Below are 18,079 nucleotides of genomic sequence, written 5' to 3'. Positions count from 1 at the left end.
TGTTTCGGTGGTCATAGCGTTAGGGAAACGCCCGGTTACATTCCGAACCCGGAAGCTAAGCCTTTCAGCGCCGATGGTACTGCAGGGGGGACCCTGTGGGAGAGTAGGACACCGCCGAACAATCTTTATGGACCCTCGGTCCTGGCCTAAGCGCTGGGACCGGGGGTCTTTTTTCGTTGTTCTTCGGTGCGCGTCCTCTCCGTCATGGCGAGAGACGTGCACTACAGCAGTACGATCCGACAGGAGTCACGTCGATGCCCAACTCGCCTGAAGACCGGCCCGAGCGTCCCGAACGCCGGGACTCGCGCCCGAACGGCGGCGGCGACCGCGGGGGTTACCGCAGCAGCGGTCCGCGGCGGGACGGTGACCGTCCCAGCGGCGGCGGCTTCCGTCGCGACGATCGACGTGACGACCGTCCCCGTGGCCCGCGTCGCGAAGACGACCGTGGCGGCTACCGCCCGCGCGACGACCGCCGTGACAGTGGCGGCCGTCCGCCGGCTGGCGGCGGTTACCGTCCCCGTGACGACCGCCCCCGCGATGACCGTCCGCGCCAGGACCGCCCCCGCGACGACCGATCCGGCGGCGGTGGCGGCGGCGGTGGCTTCCGCCCGCGTGACGACCGGCCTCGTTTTGACCGTCCGCGTGAGGACCGTCCCGGCGGTGGCGGCGGTTTCCGTCGCGACGACCGTCCGCGTGACGACCGGCGTGACGACCGTCCCCGTGGCCCGCGCCGCGAAGACGACCGTGGCGGCTACCGCCCGCGCGACGACCGTCCCAGGGACGACCGTCCCCGTCAGGACCGACCCGGTGGCGGTGGCGGTGGCTTCCGCCCGCGCGATGACCGGCCTCGTTTTGACCGTCCGCGTGAGGACCGTCCCGGCGGTGGCGGCGGTTTCCGTCGCGACGACCGTCCGCGTGACGACCGGCGTGACGACCGTCCCCGTGGCCCGCGCCGCGAAGACGACCGCGGCGGCTACCGCCCGCGCGACGACCGTCCCCGTCAGGACCGGCCCAGGGACGACCGTCCCCGTTACGACCGCCCGCGCGACGACCGCCCGCGCGACGATCGTCCGCGCGATGACCGTCCCCGCTACGACCGCCCGCGTGACGACCGTCGCGACGACCGGTCCGGCGGCGGCTTCCGTCCCCGTGAGGACCGGCCGCGCTACGACCGTCCGCGTGACGACCGCCCCGGCGGCGGCGGTGGCGGGTTCCGCAGGGACGACAGGCCCCGCGACGACCGTCCCCGTTTCGACGGCCCGCGTGACGACCGTCCGCGCGGTCCGCGTCGCGACGATGACCGTCCCCGTTTCGACCGCCCGCGTGACGACCGCCGTGACGACCGTCCGCGTGGCCCGCGTCGGGACGACGACCGGGACCGTGGCGCGCAGGGGCGCCGCCCCGTGGTCGAGGGCCGCGGCCGGTTCGAGAACCGGGGCAGGGACGACCGCCGTGAGGAGCGGGAGCCCGTCCGCAGGCTGCCGATCCCTGACGAGGTCACCGGCCACGAGATCGACCCGAGCGTGCGCCAGGAGCTGATGAGCCTGCCGAAGACGCTCGCGGAGGACGTGGCGCGCAACCTCGTCATGGTCGCCCGGCTGCTGGACGAGGAGCCCGAGCAGGCGTACGCGTACTCGCGCGTCGCGCTGCGGCTGGCGTCCCGCGTCGCGGCCGTCAGGGAGGCGGCGGGCTTCGCGTCGTACGCCAGCGAGCGGTACGCCGAGGCGCTGGCCGAATTCCGGGCGACCCGGCGGATGACCGGCACTGTCGACCTGTGGCCGGTGATGGCGGACTGCGAGCGCGGTCTCGGCCGTCCGGAGCGCGCGCTGGAGATGGCGGGCGCCCCCGAGGTGCACAAGCTCGACAAGGCCGGCCAGGTCGAGATGCGCCTGGTCGCGGCCGGGGCCCGGCAGGACATGGGCCAGGACGAGGCCGCCGTGGTCACCCTCCAGAGCTCCGAGCTGGCGTCCAACGCCGTGCACCCGTGGACCGCCCGCCTGCGGTACGCCTACGCGGACGCGCTGCTGCGCGTCGGCCGTGAGCGCGAGGGCCGCGACTGGTTCGCGAAGGCGCTCGAAGCCGACCACAACGGCACCACCGACGCCTCCGACCGCCTCGCCCAGCTCGACGGCGTGGAATTCGTCGACGCCATCGACGAGGACGACGCGGCCGAGTCCGAGCCCCAGCGGCCGGACACGACGGACGAGGCGGCGGACGACGAGGACGACGTCGACGACACGGACGACGACGTTTCGGACCACGACGTCTCCGACGAGGACGACACCGAGACCTCCGGGGAGCCCGTCAGCGGTACCGACGAATCCGCGGACGACGAGGACGACGAGGACGACTCGGACGACGACGAAGAGGGCGCCGACGACGCTGAGAAGGCCGAGCAGAGGGCCGAGGCGACCGACGGAGCCGCCCCGTCCTCCTTCCTCGACTCGCCGTTCCGCGAGCCCGCCGCACACGGCGAGCCGAAGAGCGACGACGAGGACTGACACACGCACGCGTCCCACGTGAAAGGGCGGCACCCGCACACCGCGGGTGCCGCCCTTTCGTATGACCGGCTACGACCCGGCCGCGCCTCGACTCAGACTTCAGACTGTCAGACTCAGCCGAGTTCGACGCTGCGCATCACCAGCCCGCTCGCCGGTTTCGGGCCGAAGGACGTGGACTTGCGGGGCATGGTCACGCCCTGACGGGCGAGGTCGCGGACGACGTCCTCGTGCACCGGATGCATGAGGACGGCCGTGCCGTGCAACCGTTCCGCCAGGCCCACGGCGGCGGCCGTGTCGTGGATGTAGCGGATGTCCTCGGGGGAGTCGGGGACCTTCCAGACGTCGTCGAGCAGCAGGCTGTGCAGGACGGCGGCGTCCAGACGGCGCCATTGTGCGGGGCGGTCGGCCGGAACGCCGCGCTCGATGGCCGCCGGGTCCGGGCGGTCCAGCAGGTGGAAGCCGCCGTCGCCCGCGAGCAGGAAGGCGTTGCCGTCGCCCGCGGCCTCCGCCAGCGCGTCGAGCGCGCCGTCCAGCGACGGACCGGTCAGCGGCCGTACGCGGAAGGCGCCGCGGGCGGCCTCCAGCGCGTCGGCCAGTGGCAGCCGCGGCAGGACGCGGTGGATCGCACGTACCCGGAGCGGATAGCGGGCGGTGTCGACCAGCAGGACGAGGCCGTAGTCCCAGGGGGTGCCGGGGCGGTGGGCCGACTGGAGGAGCCGGTAGGTCGCCCAGCGGTGGTGGCCGTCGGCGATCAGGGCCTGGTGGGAGGTGAGATCGGCCTCGACGGCCGCGTGGTCGGCGTGGTCGGTGAGCGCCCACAGCCGGTGCCGTACGCCGTCCTCGGTGACCGTGGCCAGCAGCGGTTCGGCGTCGGCGGCGGTGCGGTCGATGACGGCGGCCGTCGCGTCGCCCTGCCGGTAGGACAGCAGCAGCGGCTCCAGATTGGCGCCGGTCGCGCGCATCAGGGCGGCACGGTCGGCGACCGGGCCCGGCATGACGTCCTCGTGCGGCAGGACGACGCCGTCCCGCGGCGGTGTGAGCCGCAGTGCGCCGATCACCCCGCGCTGGAGGTGGTCGCCGTCGCGCTGTTCGTAGACGTAGAGGGCGGGCAGCGGGTCGGCGGCGAGGACGCCCTCGTCGAGCCAGGCGGTGAGGGTCCTGGCGGCCTTGCCGTGCCGGGCGGCCGGTGTCTCGGCCTCGGGGAGGATGAGCCGGACGACGTTGTACGGGTCGGCCGTCTCCAACCGCCGCTGGCCGTCGGGGCGTACGACGACGTCGTACGGCGGTGAGGTCACCGCGGCCAGGCTGCCGACGCGCTGTCGGACGTAGCGGAGTCCGCGGAAGGGCTTCAGACGCAGGCCGTGCTCGCCGTTGAGTCCGGAGTTGGTCATCAGCGCATGCTATGTCCGGGGCGGCTATGAGGGATGATCGGGGTCATCGACGACATCCGAGGAGCGAGCCCGTCATGACCCACCGGACCAGTCCGAACGGCACCGAAGGACCGCTGGACACGGCGTACGACACGGCGCTCCTCGACCTCGACGGGGTCGTGTACGCGGGCGGTGACGCCATCGCGCACGCCGTCGAGTCGCTGGCCGCGGCGAGCGGGCACGGGATGCGTCTCGCGTATGTGACGAACAACGCCTCGCGTACGCCGCAGGCTGTCGCGGAGCACCTCACGGACCTCGGGGTGCCCGCGGAGGCCGACGAGGTGATCACCTCGGCGCAGGCGGTGGCGCGGCTGATCGCCGATCAGGTGCCCGAGGGGGCGAAGGTGCTCGCGGTGGGCGGCGAGGGGCTGTTCGCGGCGCTGCGCGAGCGCGGGCTGCGGCCGGTGGAGTCGGCGGACGACGAGCCCGTGGCCGCCGTGCAGGGGTACGGGCCCGACCTGCGGTGGTCGCAACTCGGGGAGATGGCGTACGCGGTGAACCGGGGTGTGCCGTGGTTCGCGTCCAACACGGATCTGACGATTCCGAGCGCGCGCGGGATCGCGCCGGGGAACGGCGCGGCGGTGGAGGTCGTACGGATCGCGACCGGCGGTGAGCCGCAGGTCGCGGGGAAGCCGCTGCCGCCGATGCACCGGGAGACGGTGATCAGGACGGGGGCGAAGCGGCCCCTGGTGGTGGGGGACCGGCTCGACACGGACATCGAGGGGGCGCACGCCGGCGAGGTGGACTCACTGCTCGTGCTGACCGGGGTGACGGACGCGGCCCACCTGCTCGCCGCCGAGCCGCGTCACCGTCCCACGTATGTCGCCGCCGACCTGCGCGGGCTGCTGGTCGCGCAGCCGGAGGTGACGGCGGCCGACGGCGGCTTCCGCTGCGGTGGTTGGACCGCCTCCGCCGCCTCGGACGCGCTCGCGCTCGACGGTGACGGCGACGCGCTCGACGGGCTGCGCGCGCTGTGCGCCGCGGCCTGGACGACGGCGGGCGACGGCACGTGCGGCCTGGACGCGGACAAGGCGCTGGCGCGGCTGGGCCTTTGAGCCCGGCCCGCACTCTGAGGCGGGCTCCATGATGCGGGCCCGGCCCGGTTCTTGAGCCCGGCTCACCCTGACGCGGTGCGCACACCCCCCCCGCGCGGCGCGCGGCCGGGTCAGGCGTCCGCGTCCGCCGTGGCCGCGTTCTTCGCCGCCGCCGCCGCCGCGGCATCGGCTTCGGCTTCCGCGACGGCCGCCGCCAGCAGGTCGTCCTCGGTGACGCCGTGCCGCCAGTAGCCGGTGAATTTGATCGCCTTGCGGTCGATGCCGCGGTCGTTGACCAGGTGGCGGCGGAGCGCGCGGGCGGAGGCGGCCTCGCCCGCGATCCAGGCGTAGGGGGTGCCGGACGGCAGGTCCCCGGCGTCGCGGACGGCGGCCAGCAGCGCGGCGGTGCGGTCGGCGCCTGGGTGTTCCCGTACCAGCCAGGTGATGTCGGCGTCGGCGGCGGTGGCCAGCGGGATGCGGTCCTCGGGGTGGGCGACCTCGATCCAGACCTTGACGGGCATGCCGGCGGGCAGCCACTCCAGGATGCTCGCCACGGCGGGCAGCGCGGTCTCGTCGGCGGTCAGCAGCACCCAGTCGGTACCGGCGGGCGGCTGGAAGTCGACGCCGCCGTTGTCCTCGCCGGCCGGGGCGAGGATGCTCACCGGGTCGCCGGGCCCGGCCTGCTGGGCCCAGCGGGAGGCGGGGCCGAGGTCGCCGTGCAGGGCGAAGTCGATGTCGAATTCCAGCGGGTCGCGGCGGACCGCGCGGATCGTGTACGTCCGCATGATGCCGCGGACGTCGGGGTCGAGGGCGCGCCAGTCGGCGTACCAGTCGGCGCCGAGCGGTTCGGGCAGCACCGGGCGGGTCTGGCCCTGCTGCGGCAGGAAGAGCTTGAAGCGCTGGTCCCGGCCGCCGCTCACGACGCCGGCCAGGTCGTCGCCGCCGAGCACGACCCGTACCAGGGTGGGCGACAGCCGCTCGGTGCGCAGGACGCGGGGGTGGAAGAAGAGGTAGGGCGCGGTGGACACGGCGTCAGCTCACCTTCTTCGCACCGGTGATGGCCTTGGTCAGCGCCTCGATCTGGGCGGCGCACTTGTCGTACGAGAAGATCGGCTCGCTCGGCCAGCCGATGACCTGCCCGGCCTTGACGGCGGCCAGTTGCGCCCAGGTGGGCTTGGCGGCCAGGTCCTTGGGCTGGAGGGTCGCGGTGCGGTTGTCGAGCATGATGATGTCGGGCTGGTACTTGTCGGCGTTCTCCCAGCTCAGGGTCTCGAAGAAGCCGCCTTCGACCTTGTCGGGGACGATGAGGTCGACGCCGAGGCTCTTGTAGTAGCTGAGGTCGGACGCGGAGGGCGGGGTCGAGACGTAGAAGGAGTCGGCGCTGCCGGAGGCGGCCATCACCTTGAGGCCGCCGGACGCCTTGGCGGCGGCGCGCAGATCGGCGGACGCCTTCTCGAAGCGGGCCTTGGCGGCGGCGTTGGTGGTCGAGTTCATGTCCGCGCCCAGGGACGCGGCGAGTTCGGCGTACCGCTGGAGCGGGGTGGTGATGGGGACGCTCTTGAGGTTGATGCCGACGCTGGGCGCGAGGGCGAGGATCTTCTTGGCGCTCTCGTCCGGCACGTACCAGAGAGTCGGTGCCTCGTACATGTGGCTGATCAGCAGTTGGGGGGAGAGGGCGGCGTACTTCTCGATGTTGAACTCGCCGTAGGTGTTGCCGATCACGGTCACCTTGCTGACGTCGAGGTCGCCCGCCTGGGCGTCGGCGCCGCCGTCCTTGACGGTGGTCGGGCCGAAGACGCCGACGCATTCGACGCCGTAGTCGTGCAGCGCGGCGGCGACACCGACGTAGGCGACCAGCTTGGTCGGCGTCTTGTCGAGCTTGACCGCGGTCTTGCGGTCGTCGGTGAACGACCAGGGGCCCGCGGGGGTCTTGGCCCCGGCGTCGGCCTTGGCGCCGGTTCCGGCACCGGAGTCCTTCGCGTCCTGGGAGCCCTTGTCGGAGGAGCCGCCGCAAGCGGCGAGCAGTGCGCCGATACCGACGGAGCCGCCCACGGCGAGCACGCCGCGCCGCGACATTCCGGACATGGGTGAGAAACGAGGGGGATTCATCAAGACAGCCGCTCTGCTCGGAGTTGAGGTGGCCAGGTTAGGCTAACCTAATCACCGTGTTGGTCGATCGTCACTCCCCACCCGCTCCGGTCACCGGACAGCAGGTCACCGGGCCACCGGCCGTCGAGCGCCGCGGCAGCGTCGCGCAGGCGAACGCGAAACGCGCCGCCGGGCTGCTCGCCGCCGTCGGCCTGCTGGCCGTCGTGGCCCTCGCGAGCATCGCCATCGGCGCCAAGGACATACCCGTCGACCAGGTCTGGCACGGGCTGTTCCACTACGCGGGCACCGACAACGACGTGGTGATCCGCAAACTGCGGCTGCCGCGTACCGTCCTCGGACTCCTCGTCGGCGCCGCGCTCGGCGTCGCGGGCGCGGCCATGCAGGCCCTCACCCGTAACCCGCTCGCCGACCCCGGACTACTCGGCGTCAACGCGGGCGCCGCCGCGGCCGTCGTCTCCGCGATCAGCTTCTTCGGCGTGACCAGCATGAGCGGTTACGTGTGGTTCGCCCTCGGCGGCGCGGCCGTGGTCTCGGCGCTGGTCTACGTCATCGGCGGCAGCCGGTCCGCGACCCCGGTCCGCCTCGCCCTCGCGGGCACCGCCGTCACCGCCGTACTCCAGGGCTGGACCACCGCCGTCGAACTCAGCGACAACGCGGCCCTGGACCGGATGCGCTTCTGGCAGGTCGGCTCGCTCGCCTCCGCCGACATGTCGACCGTCCGCTACGTGACCCCGTTCATCCTGGCCGGCGCCGTACTCGCGCTCATCAGCGGCCGGCCGCTCAACGCCGTCGCGCTCGGCGACGACACCGCCCGCGGCCTCGGCGCCAAACTGACCCGCACCCGCGTGCTGGTGATGATCTCCATCACGCTGCTGTGCGGCGCGGCCACCGCGGCCTGCGGGCCCATCGTCTTCATCGGCCTGATGGTGCCGCACGTCGTGCGCGGCATCACCGGACCCGACATGCGCTGGATCCTGCCCTACGCGGCCGTGCTGTCACCGGTGCTGCTGCTCGGCGCGGACGTGGTCGGACGGCTCATCACCCGCCCGGCCGAACTCCAGGTCGGCATCGTCACCGCGGTCCTCGGCGGACCGGTCTTCATCGCCCTCGTACGCCGCCGAAGGATGGCCGAACTGTGAGAGAACCCGTACTGCGCACCCGCGGCGGACTGTCCGTCCGGCTCGACCGGCGCGCGGCCGTCGTCTCCTGCGTCCTGCTGCTCACGGCCCTCGCCGTCTCCGTCGTCCTGATCGGCACGGGCGACTACGCCATCGCCCCGCTCGACGTCGTCCGCACCCTGACCGGACACGGCGACGCGGGACAGGAGTTCATCGTCCGCGACCTGCGGCTGCCGCGGGTGATCGTGGCCCTGCTCGTCGGCGCCGCGCTCGGCATGGCGGGCGCCGCCTTCCAGACCGTCTCCCGCAACCCGCTCGGCAGCCCCGACGTCATCGGCTTCGGCCAGGGCTCCGCCGCGGGCGCGCTGATCGTCATCGTGCTGCTCAAGGGCAGCGCCTACGAGGTCGCCATCGGCGCCGTCGCGGGCGGACTGCTCACCGGCATCGCCGTCTACGTGCTGGCCTGGAAGCGCGGGGTGCACGGCTACCGGCTGGTGCTGATCGGCATCGGCGCCTCGGCCGTGCTGTCGGCCGTCAACAGCTATCTGCTGGTCAAGGCCGACTTCGTGGACGCCGCCCGCGCGATCGTCTGGATCACCGGCTCCCTCGACGGCCGCGACTGGAACCAGGTCTGGCCGCTGCTCGTCGCCTGCTGCGTCCTCATGCCGCTGCTGCTGTCCCAGGGACGCGCGCTGCGGATCAGCGAGATGGGCGACGACGCGGCGGCGGCACTGGGCGTACGCGTGGAACGCACCCGGCTGATCGTCGTACTGGGCGCCGTCCTGCTCACCGCGTCCGCCACCGCGGCGGCGGGCCCCATCGCCTTCATCGCGCTGACCGCGCCCCAACTAGCCAGGCGCCTCACCCGTTCCCCGGGTGTCTCGCTGCTGTCGTCCGCGCTGTTGGGCGCCGCGCTGCTCGTCGCCGCCGACCTGGCCGCCCAACGCGCCTTCGGTTCCGGCCAGGTGCCGGTCGGCGTCGCCACCGGCGTGCTCGGCGGCGGCTATCTGCTGTGGCTGCTGATCGCGGAGCGGAGGGCGGGACGGATATGAGGACACGTACGGAACGCGAGGAGCGTACGGAGAACGCGGTGCGCGCGCAGGGCGCGGCCGACCCGGAGCGTACGGCGCTCACCGCGCGGCTGAGGCCGCGCCGCGGCGGCCGACGGAACCAGCCGCCACCGGCAGACACCACCCGCCAGATCCCTTCGGCAGAACACGGAGCGTCCCGCATGACCCGCCTCGCCGCCGAGTCCGTCACTCTCGCGTACGACCAGCGGGTCATCGCGAAGGAGCTGTCGGTCGCCGTACCCGACCAGTCCTTCACCGTCATCGTCGGACCGAACGCCTGCGGCAAGTCGACATTGCTGCGCGCGCTGTCGCGGCTGCTGAAGCCGGCCGCGGGCCAGGTCCTGCTGGACGGCCAGGCCATCGGCGCGCTGCCCGCGAAGGCGGTCGCCAGGACGCTGGGACTGCTCCCGCAGAGCTCGGTGGCGCCCGACGGGATCACCGTGTCGGGGCTGGTGTCGCGCGGCCGGTACCCGCACCAGGGGCTGCTGCGGCAGTGGTCGCCCGAGGACGAGAGAATCGTCGACGAATCGATGGCGGCGACCGGCGTCACCGCCCTGGCCGATCGCTATGTCGACGAACTGTCCGGCGGACAGCGGCAACGCGTCTGGATCGCCATGGCCCTGGCCCAGCAGACCCCGTTGCTGCTGCTCGACGAGCCGACCACCTTCCTCGACATCCAGCACCAGCTCGACGTGCTCGACCTCTGCGCGGAGCTCCACGAACAGCGCGGACGCACGCTCGTCGCCGTTCTGCACGACCTCAACCAGGCCGCGCGCTACGCCACTCACCTGATCGCCATGCGCGACGGCCGGATCGAGGCGCAGGGGCCGCCCGCCGAGATCATCACCGCGGAGCTGGTGGAGCGGGTCTTCGGGGTGCGCTGCCGGATCATTGAGGACCCGGAGAGCGGTACGCCGCTGGTGGTGCCCGCCGCGCGGCGGGCCGGTGCGGTGGCGGCCGGCGCGACCCTCTCCGACGCCGAGCCGGGCCAGGGATCGGGACCCGCCCCCGGCGTCAAGTCCGGTACGGGTTCCGACCCCGTCGATTCCGTGCCTGATTCCGTGCCGGGGGCCGGGCCTGATTACGCGTCCGGTTCCGTAGCCGGTTCCGTGGCCGGTGACTCCGCGCCCGGCCTGGTTACAGCAGAGACCGCAGACGCAGGACGTCCCGCAGGCCGGCCTGGAGCTTGACCCGGCCGCTGCCCCACGCCTTGGCGAAGTTCAACTCGCCGCCGACCAGGGCGACCAGGTCGTCGCCTGACATGGTCAGCCTGATCTGCGCCTTGTCGGGGGGCGTGCCCGGCACGGTCGTCACGTCCTCGATCCGGCCGCCGGACAGCCGCCCCACGAAGGTGACGTCCAGATCGGTGATCCGGCAGCTCAGAGAGCGGTCCATGGCGGCGGCGGAGCGCACGCCGCCCTCGGCGTCGGCGAGATTCGCCGCCAGTCGGTCGAGCGCGCTGCGGCACTCCTGGATCGTCGCCATCGGTGCGGTGTCCTTCTGGATCGTGCCGGATCGTGCGCGGTCCGCGCGCACGTCCGGACGACGCTACCGCAGCACCGCGGGGCACCGTGCTCGGGCCGCGGTCGCGATACGCGGTAGCGTCGTGACCGGATACGTCAACGGCGAGGCGAGGAGTGTGAGCGATGCGGGACGCGCTGCGTACCTGTCTACAGATCGCGGGCGGCCTGACCGAGGCCACCCGGCGGCGCACGATCGACGCGGCGAGGGAACTGCTCGACCAGACGGGAATAGACGTCGACGCCGTCCAGCGCAGGATCGGCTCCGCCATTCCGGCCGAAGTCCAGACCCTCGCCGACGAGCTGATGGCCTCGGGCCGGGCCAACCGTGACCTCCTGCTCGGACTCATCCGGGACGAAGTCGACAAGACGATGAGCCGGGTCGGTCGCCTCGCCGACGAAGTGACGAAGGTCGGCGTCGTCCTCGAAACGCTCGAACGGCGCATCGGGAACCTGGAGTCCACCGACGAGGACACGGCCGACAGCGGTGCCGGGCAGGCCCGGCCCTCGGAACCGGCTCCCCGGCGCGGCGCCGCCCCGCCGGTCCAGCACGTCAAGGTCGAGCCGGACGCGGCGTCCGCCGCCGCGCCCGCGAAGAAGTCCGCCCCGGCCGCCGCGGCCGCTCCCAAGGGCACCGCCTCGACCGCGGTCCGCAAGGCGGCGGCGAAGAAGGCGCCTTCGGCGCGGAAGACGGCAGCCAAGAAGTCGGCGACGACTTCTTCCCCGGCGGCGAAGAAGGCCGCCCCGACCCGGAAGACCGCCACCGCGGGTACGGGCCCGGCCGCCACGAAGACCGCGTCCGCCAAGAAGGCCGCGGCCAAGAAGACCGCGCCCGCGAAGAAGTCCGCCACCCGCAAGACCACCCCGTCCAAGTCCGCCCCGTCCAAGTCGGCCCCGGCCCAGGCGGCCCCTCCGGCCCCCACGACGCCGGAACAGCCGGAACAGCCGGAACGGACCGCCCCGGCGAAGAAGGTGACGGCGAAGAAGGCGACACCCGAGAAGACGGCAGCCAAGAAGGCCCCCGCGGCGAAGAAGGCGTCCGCCGTCAAGAAGACCGCAGCCGTGAAGAAGACGGCGACGGCCACGACGGCCACGACGAAGAAGGCCGCCGCCAAGAAGGCGCCCGCCGCGAAGAAGTCCGCACCGGGGCCGGAGGCGGGTAACGCCGGTGAGTGACCTCGATGTAGGGCCGTCCGGTGCCGCACCGGCACCGGACGGCGACGAGGCGTCCGACGCCGCACCGGCGCAGGACGCCGGCGCGGTCGGACCGGCGGACGGGGCCGTTCACGCCCTGCCGGAGCCGGCCGGTCCCGTACCGCTCGGCGTGGTGCTGCGGGAGACGGGGAATGCCGACGTGGACGCGGCGGTTGCCCGGCTGTCGGACGCCGACGAACTGCCGACCGCGGGACACGTAGAGGTGTACGAGGATGTGCACCGCGGATTGCGGGACGCACTCGCCGCGCTGGACGAGAACAGGAGCTGAACCGTACGTGGTGGCACGACGCCGACTCGACGCCGAGCTGGTGCGCCGGAGTCTCGCGCGCTCGCGGGAGCACGCAAGCCAGTTGATCGCCGCCGGGCGGGTGACCGTCGGCGGCGCGACCGCCACGAAGGCGGCCACGCAGGTGGAGACCAGCGCCGCCGTGGTGGTGGCGCGGGACGCCGACGAACCCGACTACGTGTCGCGCGGCGGCCACAAGCTGGCCGGCGCGCTCGCCGCGTTCCAGCCGCGCGGGCTGAGCGTCGAGGGCCGCAGGGCGCTCGACGCGGGCGCGTCCACCGGCGGCTTCACCGATGTGCTGCTGCGGGCGGGCGCCGCCGAGGTCGTCGCGGTCGACGTCGGCTACGGCCAGCTGGCCTGGTCGCTGCGGAGCGACGACCGCGTCACCGTCAAGGACCGTACGAACGTCCGTGAGCTGACGCTCGACCACATCGACGGCACCCCCGTCGGCCTCATCGTCGGCGACCTGTCCTTCATTCCGCTCGGTCTGGTGCTGCCCGCGCTCGTACGGTGCGCCGCGTCCGACGCCGATCTCGTACTGATGGTGAAGCCGCAGTTCGAGGTGGGTAGGGAACGACTGGGCAGCGGTGGCGTCGTCCGCAGCACCCAGCTACGGGCCGAGAGCGTGCGCAAGGTCGCCGCTCAGGGGGCGGAGCTGGGGCTCGGGGTGCTGGGCGTCACGGCCAGTCCGCTGCCCGGACCGTCCGGGAATGTGGAGTATTTTCTGTGGCTGCGCGCCGGTGCGCCTCCTCTGGACCCGGCCGATGTCGACCGTGCTGTGGCGGAGGGGCCCCGTTGACCACCAAGACCGAATCCGGAACCGGATCCGAAGCCGGAACCGCATCCGAAGCCGGACGCGACGCGCGGTGCGGGCCGGGCGGCGCCCGTACCGTCTTCCTGCTCGCCCACACCGGCCGCCCGGCCGCCATCCGCAGCGCGGAACGCGTGGTCAAGGGGCTGCTGCGGTGCGGGATCGGCGTACGGCTGCTCGCCGAGGAGGCCGCGGACCTGCCGCTGCCCGCCGAGGTCGAGCACGTCACGGAGCCGGGGCCCGAGTCCGTCGAGGGCTGCGAGCTGATCGTCGTACTCGGCGGTGACGGCACGCTGCTGCGCGGCGCCGAATTCGCCCGCGCCTCCGGGGTCCCGCTGCTCGGCGTGAACCTCGGCCGGGTCGGCTTCCTCGCCGAGGCCGAGCGGGACGACCTCGACAAGGTCGTCGACCGCGTCGTCACCCGCGAGTACGAGGTCGAGGAGCGGATGACGCTCGACGTCCTGGTCCGCAACGACGGGCACATCGTGCACACCGACTGGGCGCTCAACGAGGCCTCGGTCGAGAAGGCGTCCCGCGAACGCCTCCTGGAGGTCGTCACCGAGGTCGACGGCCGCCCGGTCTCCCGCTTCGGCGGCGACGGCGTCGTCTGCGCCACCCCCACCGGCTCCACCGCCTACGCCTTCTCGGCCGGCGGTCCCGTGGTCTGGCCCGAGGTCGAAGCGCTCCTGATGGTGCCCATCAGCGCCCACGCCCTCTTCGCCAAGCCCCTGGTGACCTCGCCCCGCTCCGTCCTCGCCGTCGAGGTCCAGCCCAAGACGCCGCACGGCGTCCTGTGGTGCGACGGCCGCCGCACCGTCGAGCTTCCCGCCGGCGCCCGCGTCGAGGTCCGCCGGGGCGCCGTGCCGGTGCGGCTGGCCCGGCTCCACCACGCCTCCTTCACGGACCGTCTCGTCGCCAAATTCGCCCTCCCCGTCGCCGGATGGCGCGGCGCCCCCCAATAACCCGCCAACCCGCCTGACGGCGGACCGTTCCATATACGCAGGTGGGCGCCCGTCGCGGGCGGGCGGACAGCGCGCCGCGCTTGCCCAGGGCCTGGTTCTTACGGGCGCTGGGGGCACCTCCCAGCGGTAGCTGGGGGCGGAACCGCGCGACAAGGGGGGCACCTCCCGGCCGAAGGCTGGGGGACCTCACCGGGCCGGTGGCCCGAGAACAGCCGATCTGCCCCGCTGGGACCGGTGGTGACCCGTGGGAGCGCTTCGGCCGGCCGCGCAGTTCCTCGCGCCCCTGAAAGACCGGCGTGCCGCCCCGGCGGAGGAGCCGCCCCAGAACCGCCCCCCGCAGGGGACCGTCGCGCGGTGGGGCTCAAACCTCGTATGGTCGTACCCGTGTTGGAGGAAATGCGAATCCGGTCGCTCGGGGTCATCGAGGACGCCGTGGTGGAACTCTCACCCGGCTTCACCGCGGTGACCGGCGAGACCGGTGCGGGCAAGACCATGGTCGTGACCAGCCTCGGCCTGCTCCTGGGCGGCCGGGCCGATCCCGCGCTCGTACGGATCGGCGCTAAGGCGGCGTCCGTCGAGGGCCGGATAACGATGGCCCCCGGCAACCGGGCCTCCGTACGGGCGGAGGAAGCGGGCGCGGAACTGGACGACGGCGCGCTGCTGATCAGCCGTACCGTCTCGGCGGAAGGCCGCTCGCGGGCGTTCGTGGGCGGCCGTACCGTCCCGGTCGGGCTGCTCGGCGAGCTGGCGGACGACCTGGTGGCCGTGCACGGCCAGACCGACCAGCAGGGCCTGCTGCGCCCGGCGCGGCAGCGTGAGGCCCTGGACCGGTACGCGGGCGACGCGGTGGCGGCGCCGCTGGCGAAGTACGGGTCGGCGTACCGCAGGCTGCGGGAGGTCGCGGCCGAGCTGGACGAGCTGACGACGCGGGCCAGGGAGCGCGCGCAGGAGGCGGACCTGCTGCGGTTCGGCATCGAGGAAGTGGCGGCGGCCGAGCCGGTCGCGGGCGAGGACACCGAACTGGCCGCCGAGGCGGCCCGCCTCGGCCACGCCGAGGCGCTGGCGAGCGCGGCGGCCATCGCGCACGCGGCGCTCGCGGGCAACCCCGAGGACCCGGAGGGCGTGGACGCCGGCACCCTCGTCGCGGGGGCGCAGCGCGCGGTGGACGCGGTCAGCGCGCACGACCCGGAGCTGGCGGGCCTGGCGGCCCGGCTCGGCGAGATCGGCATCCTGCTCGGTGACGTCTCCGGCGAGCTGGCGGGATACGCCGACAATCTGGACGCCGACCCGCTGCGGCTCGCGGCCGTCGAGGAGCGCAGGTCCGTACTGGCGCATCTGACGCGCAAGTACGGCGTCGACATCGACGGCGTACTGGCCTGGGCCGAGGAGAGCGCCGCGCGGCTCGGCGAGCTGGAGGGCGACGACGAGCGGATCGAAGGACTCACCGCGGAGCGGGACGCGCTCCGCGCGGAACTGGGCGCGCTCGCCCAGGACCTGACCGACGCGCGGGGCGAGGCGGCGGACCGTTTCGCCGCCGCCGTCACCGCGGAACTCGCCGAGCTGGCGATGCCGCACGCCCGGGTCGGCGTCGCGATCCGGCAGACCGCGACGGCCGAGCCCGACGCCGGGATCGAGGTGGGCGGCCGGGCCGTGGCGTTCGGTCCCACCGGCGCCGACGAGGTGGAGCTGCAACTGGCCCCGCACCCCGGCTCCCCGGCCCGGCCGATCGCCAAGGGCGCCTCGGGCGGCGAGCTGTCGCGCGTCATGCTCGCCGTCGAGGTGGTCTTCGCCGGGTCCGACCCGGTGCCGACGTACCTCTTCGACGAGGTGGACGCCGGAGTCGGCGGCAAGGCGGCCGTCGAGGTCGGCCGCCGCCTGGCGCGCCTGGCCCGTACCGCGCAGGTCGTCGTCGTCACCCACCTCCCGCAGGTCGCGGCCTTCGCCGACCGGCAGCTCCTGGTCGAGAAGACCAACGACGGGTCCGTCACCCGCAGCGGCGTCACCATCCTGGAGGGCGAGGCCCGGGTGAAGGAGCTCTCCCGCATGCTCGCCGGCCTGGAGGACTCCGAACTGGGCCGCGCCCACGCCGAGGAACTCCTCGCCGCGGCCAAGGCGGCCCGCTGACCCCCCGATGAGTCCCCCGGCGCCGGAGCACCCGGTCGCCGGGCGGAGCCCGGGGACGCCAGCCGGGACAGGAGCGTCCGGCCCGCCGGGCGGGCGTGAGGTCGCGCGGCCGACCGACGCGGGCCAGGGGCTTGGGTGACGTCAGCCGTGGCGTTGAGCTCCGGCCCCTCTGGTCGCTCCGGTCGCACGCGCCTGAGGTCTCGTGGCGGTTCCGGGGAGTGGGTCCGGTATCGCGGGGGCGTTGGCCCGGACAGGCAAGTCGGGCCACGTCGGCCGGGCGGACTTGAGGCCGGGTGCCCGTTCGACGCAGGCCCGGGAGGGCCCGGGGCCCGGGGCGTCAGCTGCGGCGGCGCCGACGTTCGGTGCCAGCCGGGTCGGTACGGCCCCTCGGCCGCGTCGGTCGGGCGGGCGGGCCTGAGGTCCCGTGGCGGTCCGGGTCCGGGTTCCGGGTCGGGTCCGGGTCCGGAGGACGTCGGCGCGGTCGGATAATGTGCCGCGCGCGGCGGGAGCGCACCGGGACGGCTCCCCAGGGGCGTGGCGGGGAAGGCTGTGAGGACCGGGCAAATGCGCAGCCGGGCGCGGCGGTTGGCCGCGAGCGGACGACGGCGACGACGTGGAGGCAGCGGGATGAGCAGGCGTGGCTGGAAGGGGCGGTCGGGACGGCTGTCCGTCGGCATGGCGGCGGCCGGTGCGACCCGCGCGGCCTACGCGGAGCTGCGCAGGCGGCCCCCGGTCGAGGCCCGGATGTGGCAGCGCAGCAACTACGCGGGGCGCGGTGTGGAGCTGTACGGCGGCCTGGCCGCGGCGGCCGGAGCCGCGACCGCCCTGGGCACCGCGCGCGGCCTGACCGTACGCTCCCGGATCGCGGCCGTCGGCGCCGCACTGGCCGCGGGCGCCTGCGGAGCCTACGACGACCAGGTCGGCTCGCCCGACGAGCGCGACTTCGGCGCGCATCTGACGGCGCTGCGCGAGGGCCGGTTTACCTCGGGCGCGGTGAAACTGCTCGGCATCGGCGCGGCCGGGCTCGCCGCGGGCACCCTGCTCAAGGTGCGGCCCTTCGACCAACTGCTCGCGGGCGTCGTCATCGCGGGCACCGCGCACGCGGTGAACCTGGTGGACATCTCGCCCGGCCGCGCCGCGAAGGCGGTCATCGCCGTCGGCGTGCCCGGCCTGCTGCGCCGCGGCCCCGCGGGAGTGCTGGCCGCGGCCCCCGTGGGCGCCGCGGCGGCCGTACTCGGCGACGACCTCAGCGAGCGGACGATGCTCGGCGACGGCGGCGCCCACGCGCTCGGCGCGGCGCTGGGCGCGGCGATCGTCGTCGCCAACGGCAGGACCGGGCTGCTGCTGCACGCGGCGGCGCTCATCGCGATGACCGCGGCGGGCGACCGGATCTCCTCCCACGAGCGGTTGTGGAACGCGCCCGGAGTACGGCACGTTGACTCCTGGGGCCGCGTGGCACACCCGTATGGGTGATCCCAAGGGCGGGTGAGCGGGCCTGAGCGCGACCGTGACCGGTGACCCGCGGGTGCGGCCTGGCATCCTGGAGGGGTTGCCCGTACCCGCCAACAGCCGCCGTCCCGTGCTGAGTCAGGAGCAGTGCCCCGCGTGAGCAGCATGTCCACCCCCTTCCAGGGGCAGCTCCACGCCGTGCACGTCATGGGCACGACGTCGGGAGCGCACGTCAGCTCGCTGGCGGGCGGGCTCGTGGCGCGGGGTGTCGCGGTCACCGTCTGCGGGCCCCCCGCCGCCGAGGCCGACTACGCCTTCACCGGCACCGGCGCCCGCTTCGTCCCCCTCGAGATCGGCCGCAGGGCCGCCGCGGCCACCGACGCGCCCGCCGTCGCCGCCCTGCGCGCCGTCTTCTCCGGCGCCGGAATCGTCCACGCGCACGGTCTGCGC

Annotated in this window: 16 protein-coding genes, 1 rRNA gene and 1 pseudogene; 13 read left to right on the top strand and 5 right to left on the bottom strand. The window is 74.0% G+C overall.

All coding sequences use genetic code 11. The annotated features are described in order from the left end of the window. Positions 1 to 3 precede the first annotated feature (3 nt). A 5S ribosomal RNA gene (gene rrf, locus BGM09_RS34675) occupies positions 4 to 120 on the top strand. A 101-nt stretch (positions 121 to 221) separates the two neighbouring features. Here rrf and BGM09_RS34670 read toward each other — a convergent pair. Further along, positions 222 to 1,508: a hypothetical protein gene (locus tag BGM09_RS34670; protein WP_188285720.1), complete on the bottom strand. Its 1,287-nt coding sequence runs from the start codon at positions 1,506 to 1,508 to the stop codon at positions 222 to 224. 30 nt (positions 1,509 to 1,538) lie between these two features. On the opposite strand from BGM09_RS34670, the gene BGM09_RS38315 reads away from it, so the two are divergent. Further along, positions 1,539 to 2,501, top strand: coding sequence for a hypothetical protein (locus BGM09_RS38315; RefSeq protein ID WP_411158405.1), 963 nt, complete (start codon positions 1,539 to 1,541; stop codon positions 2,499 to 2,501). A 113-nt stretch (positions 2,502 to 2,614) separates the two neighbouring features. On the opposite strand, the gene BGM09_RS34660 is transcribed toward BGM09_RS38315, so the two are convergent. Continuing rightward, a complete protein-coding gene (locus BGM09_RS34660) occupies positions 2,615 to 3,892 on the bottom strand; it encodes a DUF1015 domain-containing protein (RefSeq protein ID WP_188285718.1) in 1,278 nt (425 codons plus the stop codon). A gap of 74 nt (positions 3,893 to 3,966) precedes the next feature. Between BGM09_RS34660 and BGM09_RS34655 the strand changes: the two genes are divergently transcribed. Next, complete coding sequence (locus BGM09_RS34655; protein WP_188285717.1) at positions 3,967 to 4,986, top strand: HAD-IIA family hydrolase; 1,020 nt, start codon at positions 3,967 to 3,969, stop codon at positions 4,984 to 4,986. Positions 4,987 to 5,096: 110 nt separating this feature from the next. On the opposite strand, the gene BGM09_RS34650 is transcribed toward BGM09_RS34655, so the two are convergent. Together BGM09_RS34650 and BGM09_RS34645 are read right to left on the bottom strand one after the other, a co-directional pair. Further along, entirely contained in the window at positions 5,097 to 5,993 is an 897-nt protein-coding gene (locus BGM09_RS34650; protein ID WP_188285716.1) for a siderophore-interacting protein, read from the bottom strand. Positions 5,994 to 5,997: 4 nt separating this feature from the next. Continuing rightward, positions 5,998 to 7,050 carry an ABC transporter substrate-binding protein gene (locus BGM09_RS34645; protein ID WP_223188021.1) on the bottom strand — a complete coding sequence of 351 codons (1,053 nt, stop codon included), beginning with the start codon at positions 7,048 to 7,050 and terminating at the stop codon, positions 5,998 to 6,000. Positions 7,051 to 7,130: 80 nt separating this feature from the next. On the opposite strand from BGM09_RS34645, the gene BGM09_RS38310 reads away from it, so the two are divergent. The 3 genes and pseudogenes from BGM09_RS38310 to BGM09_RS34635 form a co-directional block, all read left to right on the top strand. After that, on the top strand, positions 7,131 to 8,213 hold the full coding sequence (locus BGM09_RS38310) for a FecCD family ABC transporter permease (RefSeq protein ID WP_411158404.1): 1,083 nt from the start codon (positions 7,131 to 7,133) through the stop codon (positions 8,211 to 8,213). Continuing rightward, positions 8,210 to 9,244, top strand: coding sequence for a FecCD family ABC transporter permease (locus BGM09_RS34640; RefSeq protein ID WP_317453011.1), 1,035 nt, complete (start codon positions 8,210 to 8,212; stop codon positions 9,242 to 9,244). Before BGM09_RS38310 ends, BGM09_RS34640 begins: the two co-directional genes overlap by 4 nt. 179 nt (positions 9,245 to 9,423) lie before the next feature. Next, positions 9,424 to 10,221, top strand: a pseudogene (locus tag BGM09_RS34635) (ABC transporter ATP-binding protein); the annotation flags it as partial. Between the two features lie 178 nt (positions 10,222 to 10,399). Here BGM09_RS34635 and BGM09_RS34630 read toward each other — a convergent pair. After that, complete coding sequence (locus BGM09_RS34630) at positions 10,400 to 10,747, bottom strand: SCP2 sterol-binding domain-containing protein (RefSeq protein ID WP_188285723.1); 348 nt, start codon at positions 10,745 to 10,747, stop codon at positions 10,400 to 10,402. A gap of 161 nt (positions 10,748 to 10,908) precedes the next feature. On the opposite strand from BGM09_RS34630, the gene BGM09_RS34625 reads away from it, so the two are divergent. The 7 genes from BGM09_RS34625 to BGM09_RS34595 all read left to right on the top strand — a co-directional run. Next, positions 10,909 to 11,958: a histone gene (locus BGM09_RS34625; protein WP_188285715.1), complete on the top strand. Its 1,050-nt coding sequence runs from the start codon at positions 10,909 to 10,911 to the stop codon at positions 11,956 to 11,958. Further along, the gene (locus BGM09_RS39065; RefSeq protein ID WP_188285714.1) at positions 11,951 to 12,265 is read left to right on the top strand and encodes a hypothetical protein; all 315 of its coding nucleotides are present in this window, start codon (positions 11,951 to 11,953) and stop codon (positions 12,263 to 12,265) included. Before BGM09_RS34625 ends, BGM09_RS39065 begins: the two co-directional genes overlap by 8 nt. Before the next feature lie 10 nt (positions 12,266 to 12,275). Beyond that, the gene (locus BGM09_RS34615) at positions 12,276 to 13,082 is read left to right on the top strand and encodes a TlyA family RNA methyltransferase (protein WP_317453010.1); all 807 of its coding nucleotides are present in this window, start codon (positions 12,276 to 12,278) and stop codon (positions 13,080 to 13,082) included. Further along, on the top strand, positions 13,079 to 14,056 hold the full coding sequence (locus BGM09_RS34610; RefSeq protein WP_262928440.1) for an NAD kinase: 978 nt from the start codon (positions 13,079 to 13,081) through the stop codon (positions 14,054 to 14,056). The genes BGM09_RS34615 and BGM09_RS34610 overlap by 4 nt, the downstream gene beginning before the upstream one ends. A gap of 372 nt (positions 14,057 to 14,428) precedes the next feature. Further along, entirely contained in the window at positions 14,429 to 16,180 is a 1,752-nt protein-coding gene (gene recN / locus BGM09_RS34605; protein ID WP_188285712.1) for a DNA repair protein RecN, read from the top strand. Positions 16,181 to 16,807: 627 nt separating this feature from the next. Next, positions 16,808 to 17,653 carry a hypothetical protein gene (locus tag BGM09_RS34600; RefSeq protein ID WP_223188020.1) on the top strand — a complete coding sequence of 282 codons (846 nt, stop codon included), beginning with the start codon at positions 16,808 to 16,810 and terminating at the stop codon, positions 17,651 to 17,653. A gap of 141 nt (positions 17,654 to 17,794) precedes the next feature. Further along, positions 17,795 to 18,079 (top strand): glycosyltransferase (locus tag BGM09_RS34595; RefSeq protein WP_188285721.1); only part of this gene is annotated, 285 nt, incomplete at its 3' end.

Source organism: Streptomyces sp. CBMA29, assembly GCF_014596445.1.
GTDB lineage: Bacteria > Actinomycetota > Actinomycetes > Streptomycetales > Streptomycetaceae > Actinacidiphila.
Note: the sequence above shows the minus strand (reverse complement) of the source record. Positions and strands in the feature narration are given on the sequence as shown.

What these genes read in the sequence shown, in the direction of transcription:
- BGM09_RS34655 (WP_188285717.1), top strand. Translation starts at nt 3,967, where the DNA reads ATGACCCACCGGACCAGTCCGAACGGCACCGAAGGACCGCTGGACACG.
- recN (WP_188285712.1), top strand. Translation starts at nt 14,429, where the DNA reads ATGGTCGTACCCGTGTTGGAGGAAATGCGAATCCGGTCGCTCGGGGTC.
- BGM09_RS34660 (WP_188285718.1), bottom strand. Translation starts at nt 3,892, where the DNA reads ATGACCAACTCCGGACTCAACGGCGAGCACGGCCTGCGTCTGAAGCCC.
- BGM09_RS34630 (WP_188285723.1), bottom strand. Translation starts at nt 10,747, where the DNA reads ATGGCGACGATCCAGGAGTGCCGCAGCGCGCTCGACCGACTGGCGGCG.
- BGM09_RS38315 (WP_411158405.1), top strand. Translation starts at nt 1,539, where the DNA reads ATGAGCCTGCCGAAGACGCTCGCGGAGGACGTGGCGCGCAACCTCGTC.
- BGM09_RS34600 (WP_223188020.1), top strand. Translation starts at nt 16,808, where the DNA reads ATGAGCAGGCGTGGCTGGAAGGGGCGGTCGGGACGGCTGTCCGTCGGC.
- BGM09_RS34645 (WP_223188021.1), bottom strand. Translation starts at nt 7,050, where the DNA reads ATGTCCGGAATGTCGCGGCGCGGCGTGCTCGCCGTGGGCGGCTCCGTC.
- BGM09_RS34625 (WP_188285715.1), top strand. Translation starts at nt 10,909, where the DNA reads ATGCGGGACGCGCTGCGTACCTGTCTACAGATCGCGGGCGGCCTGACC.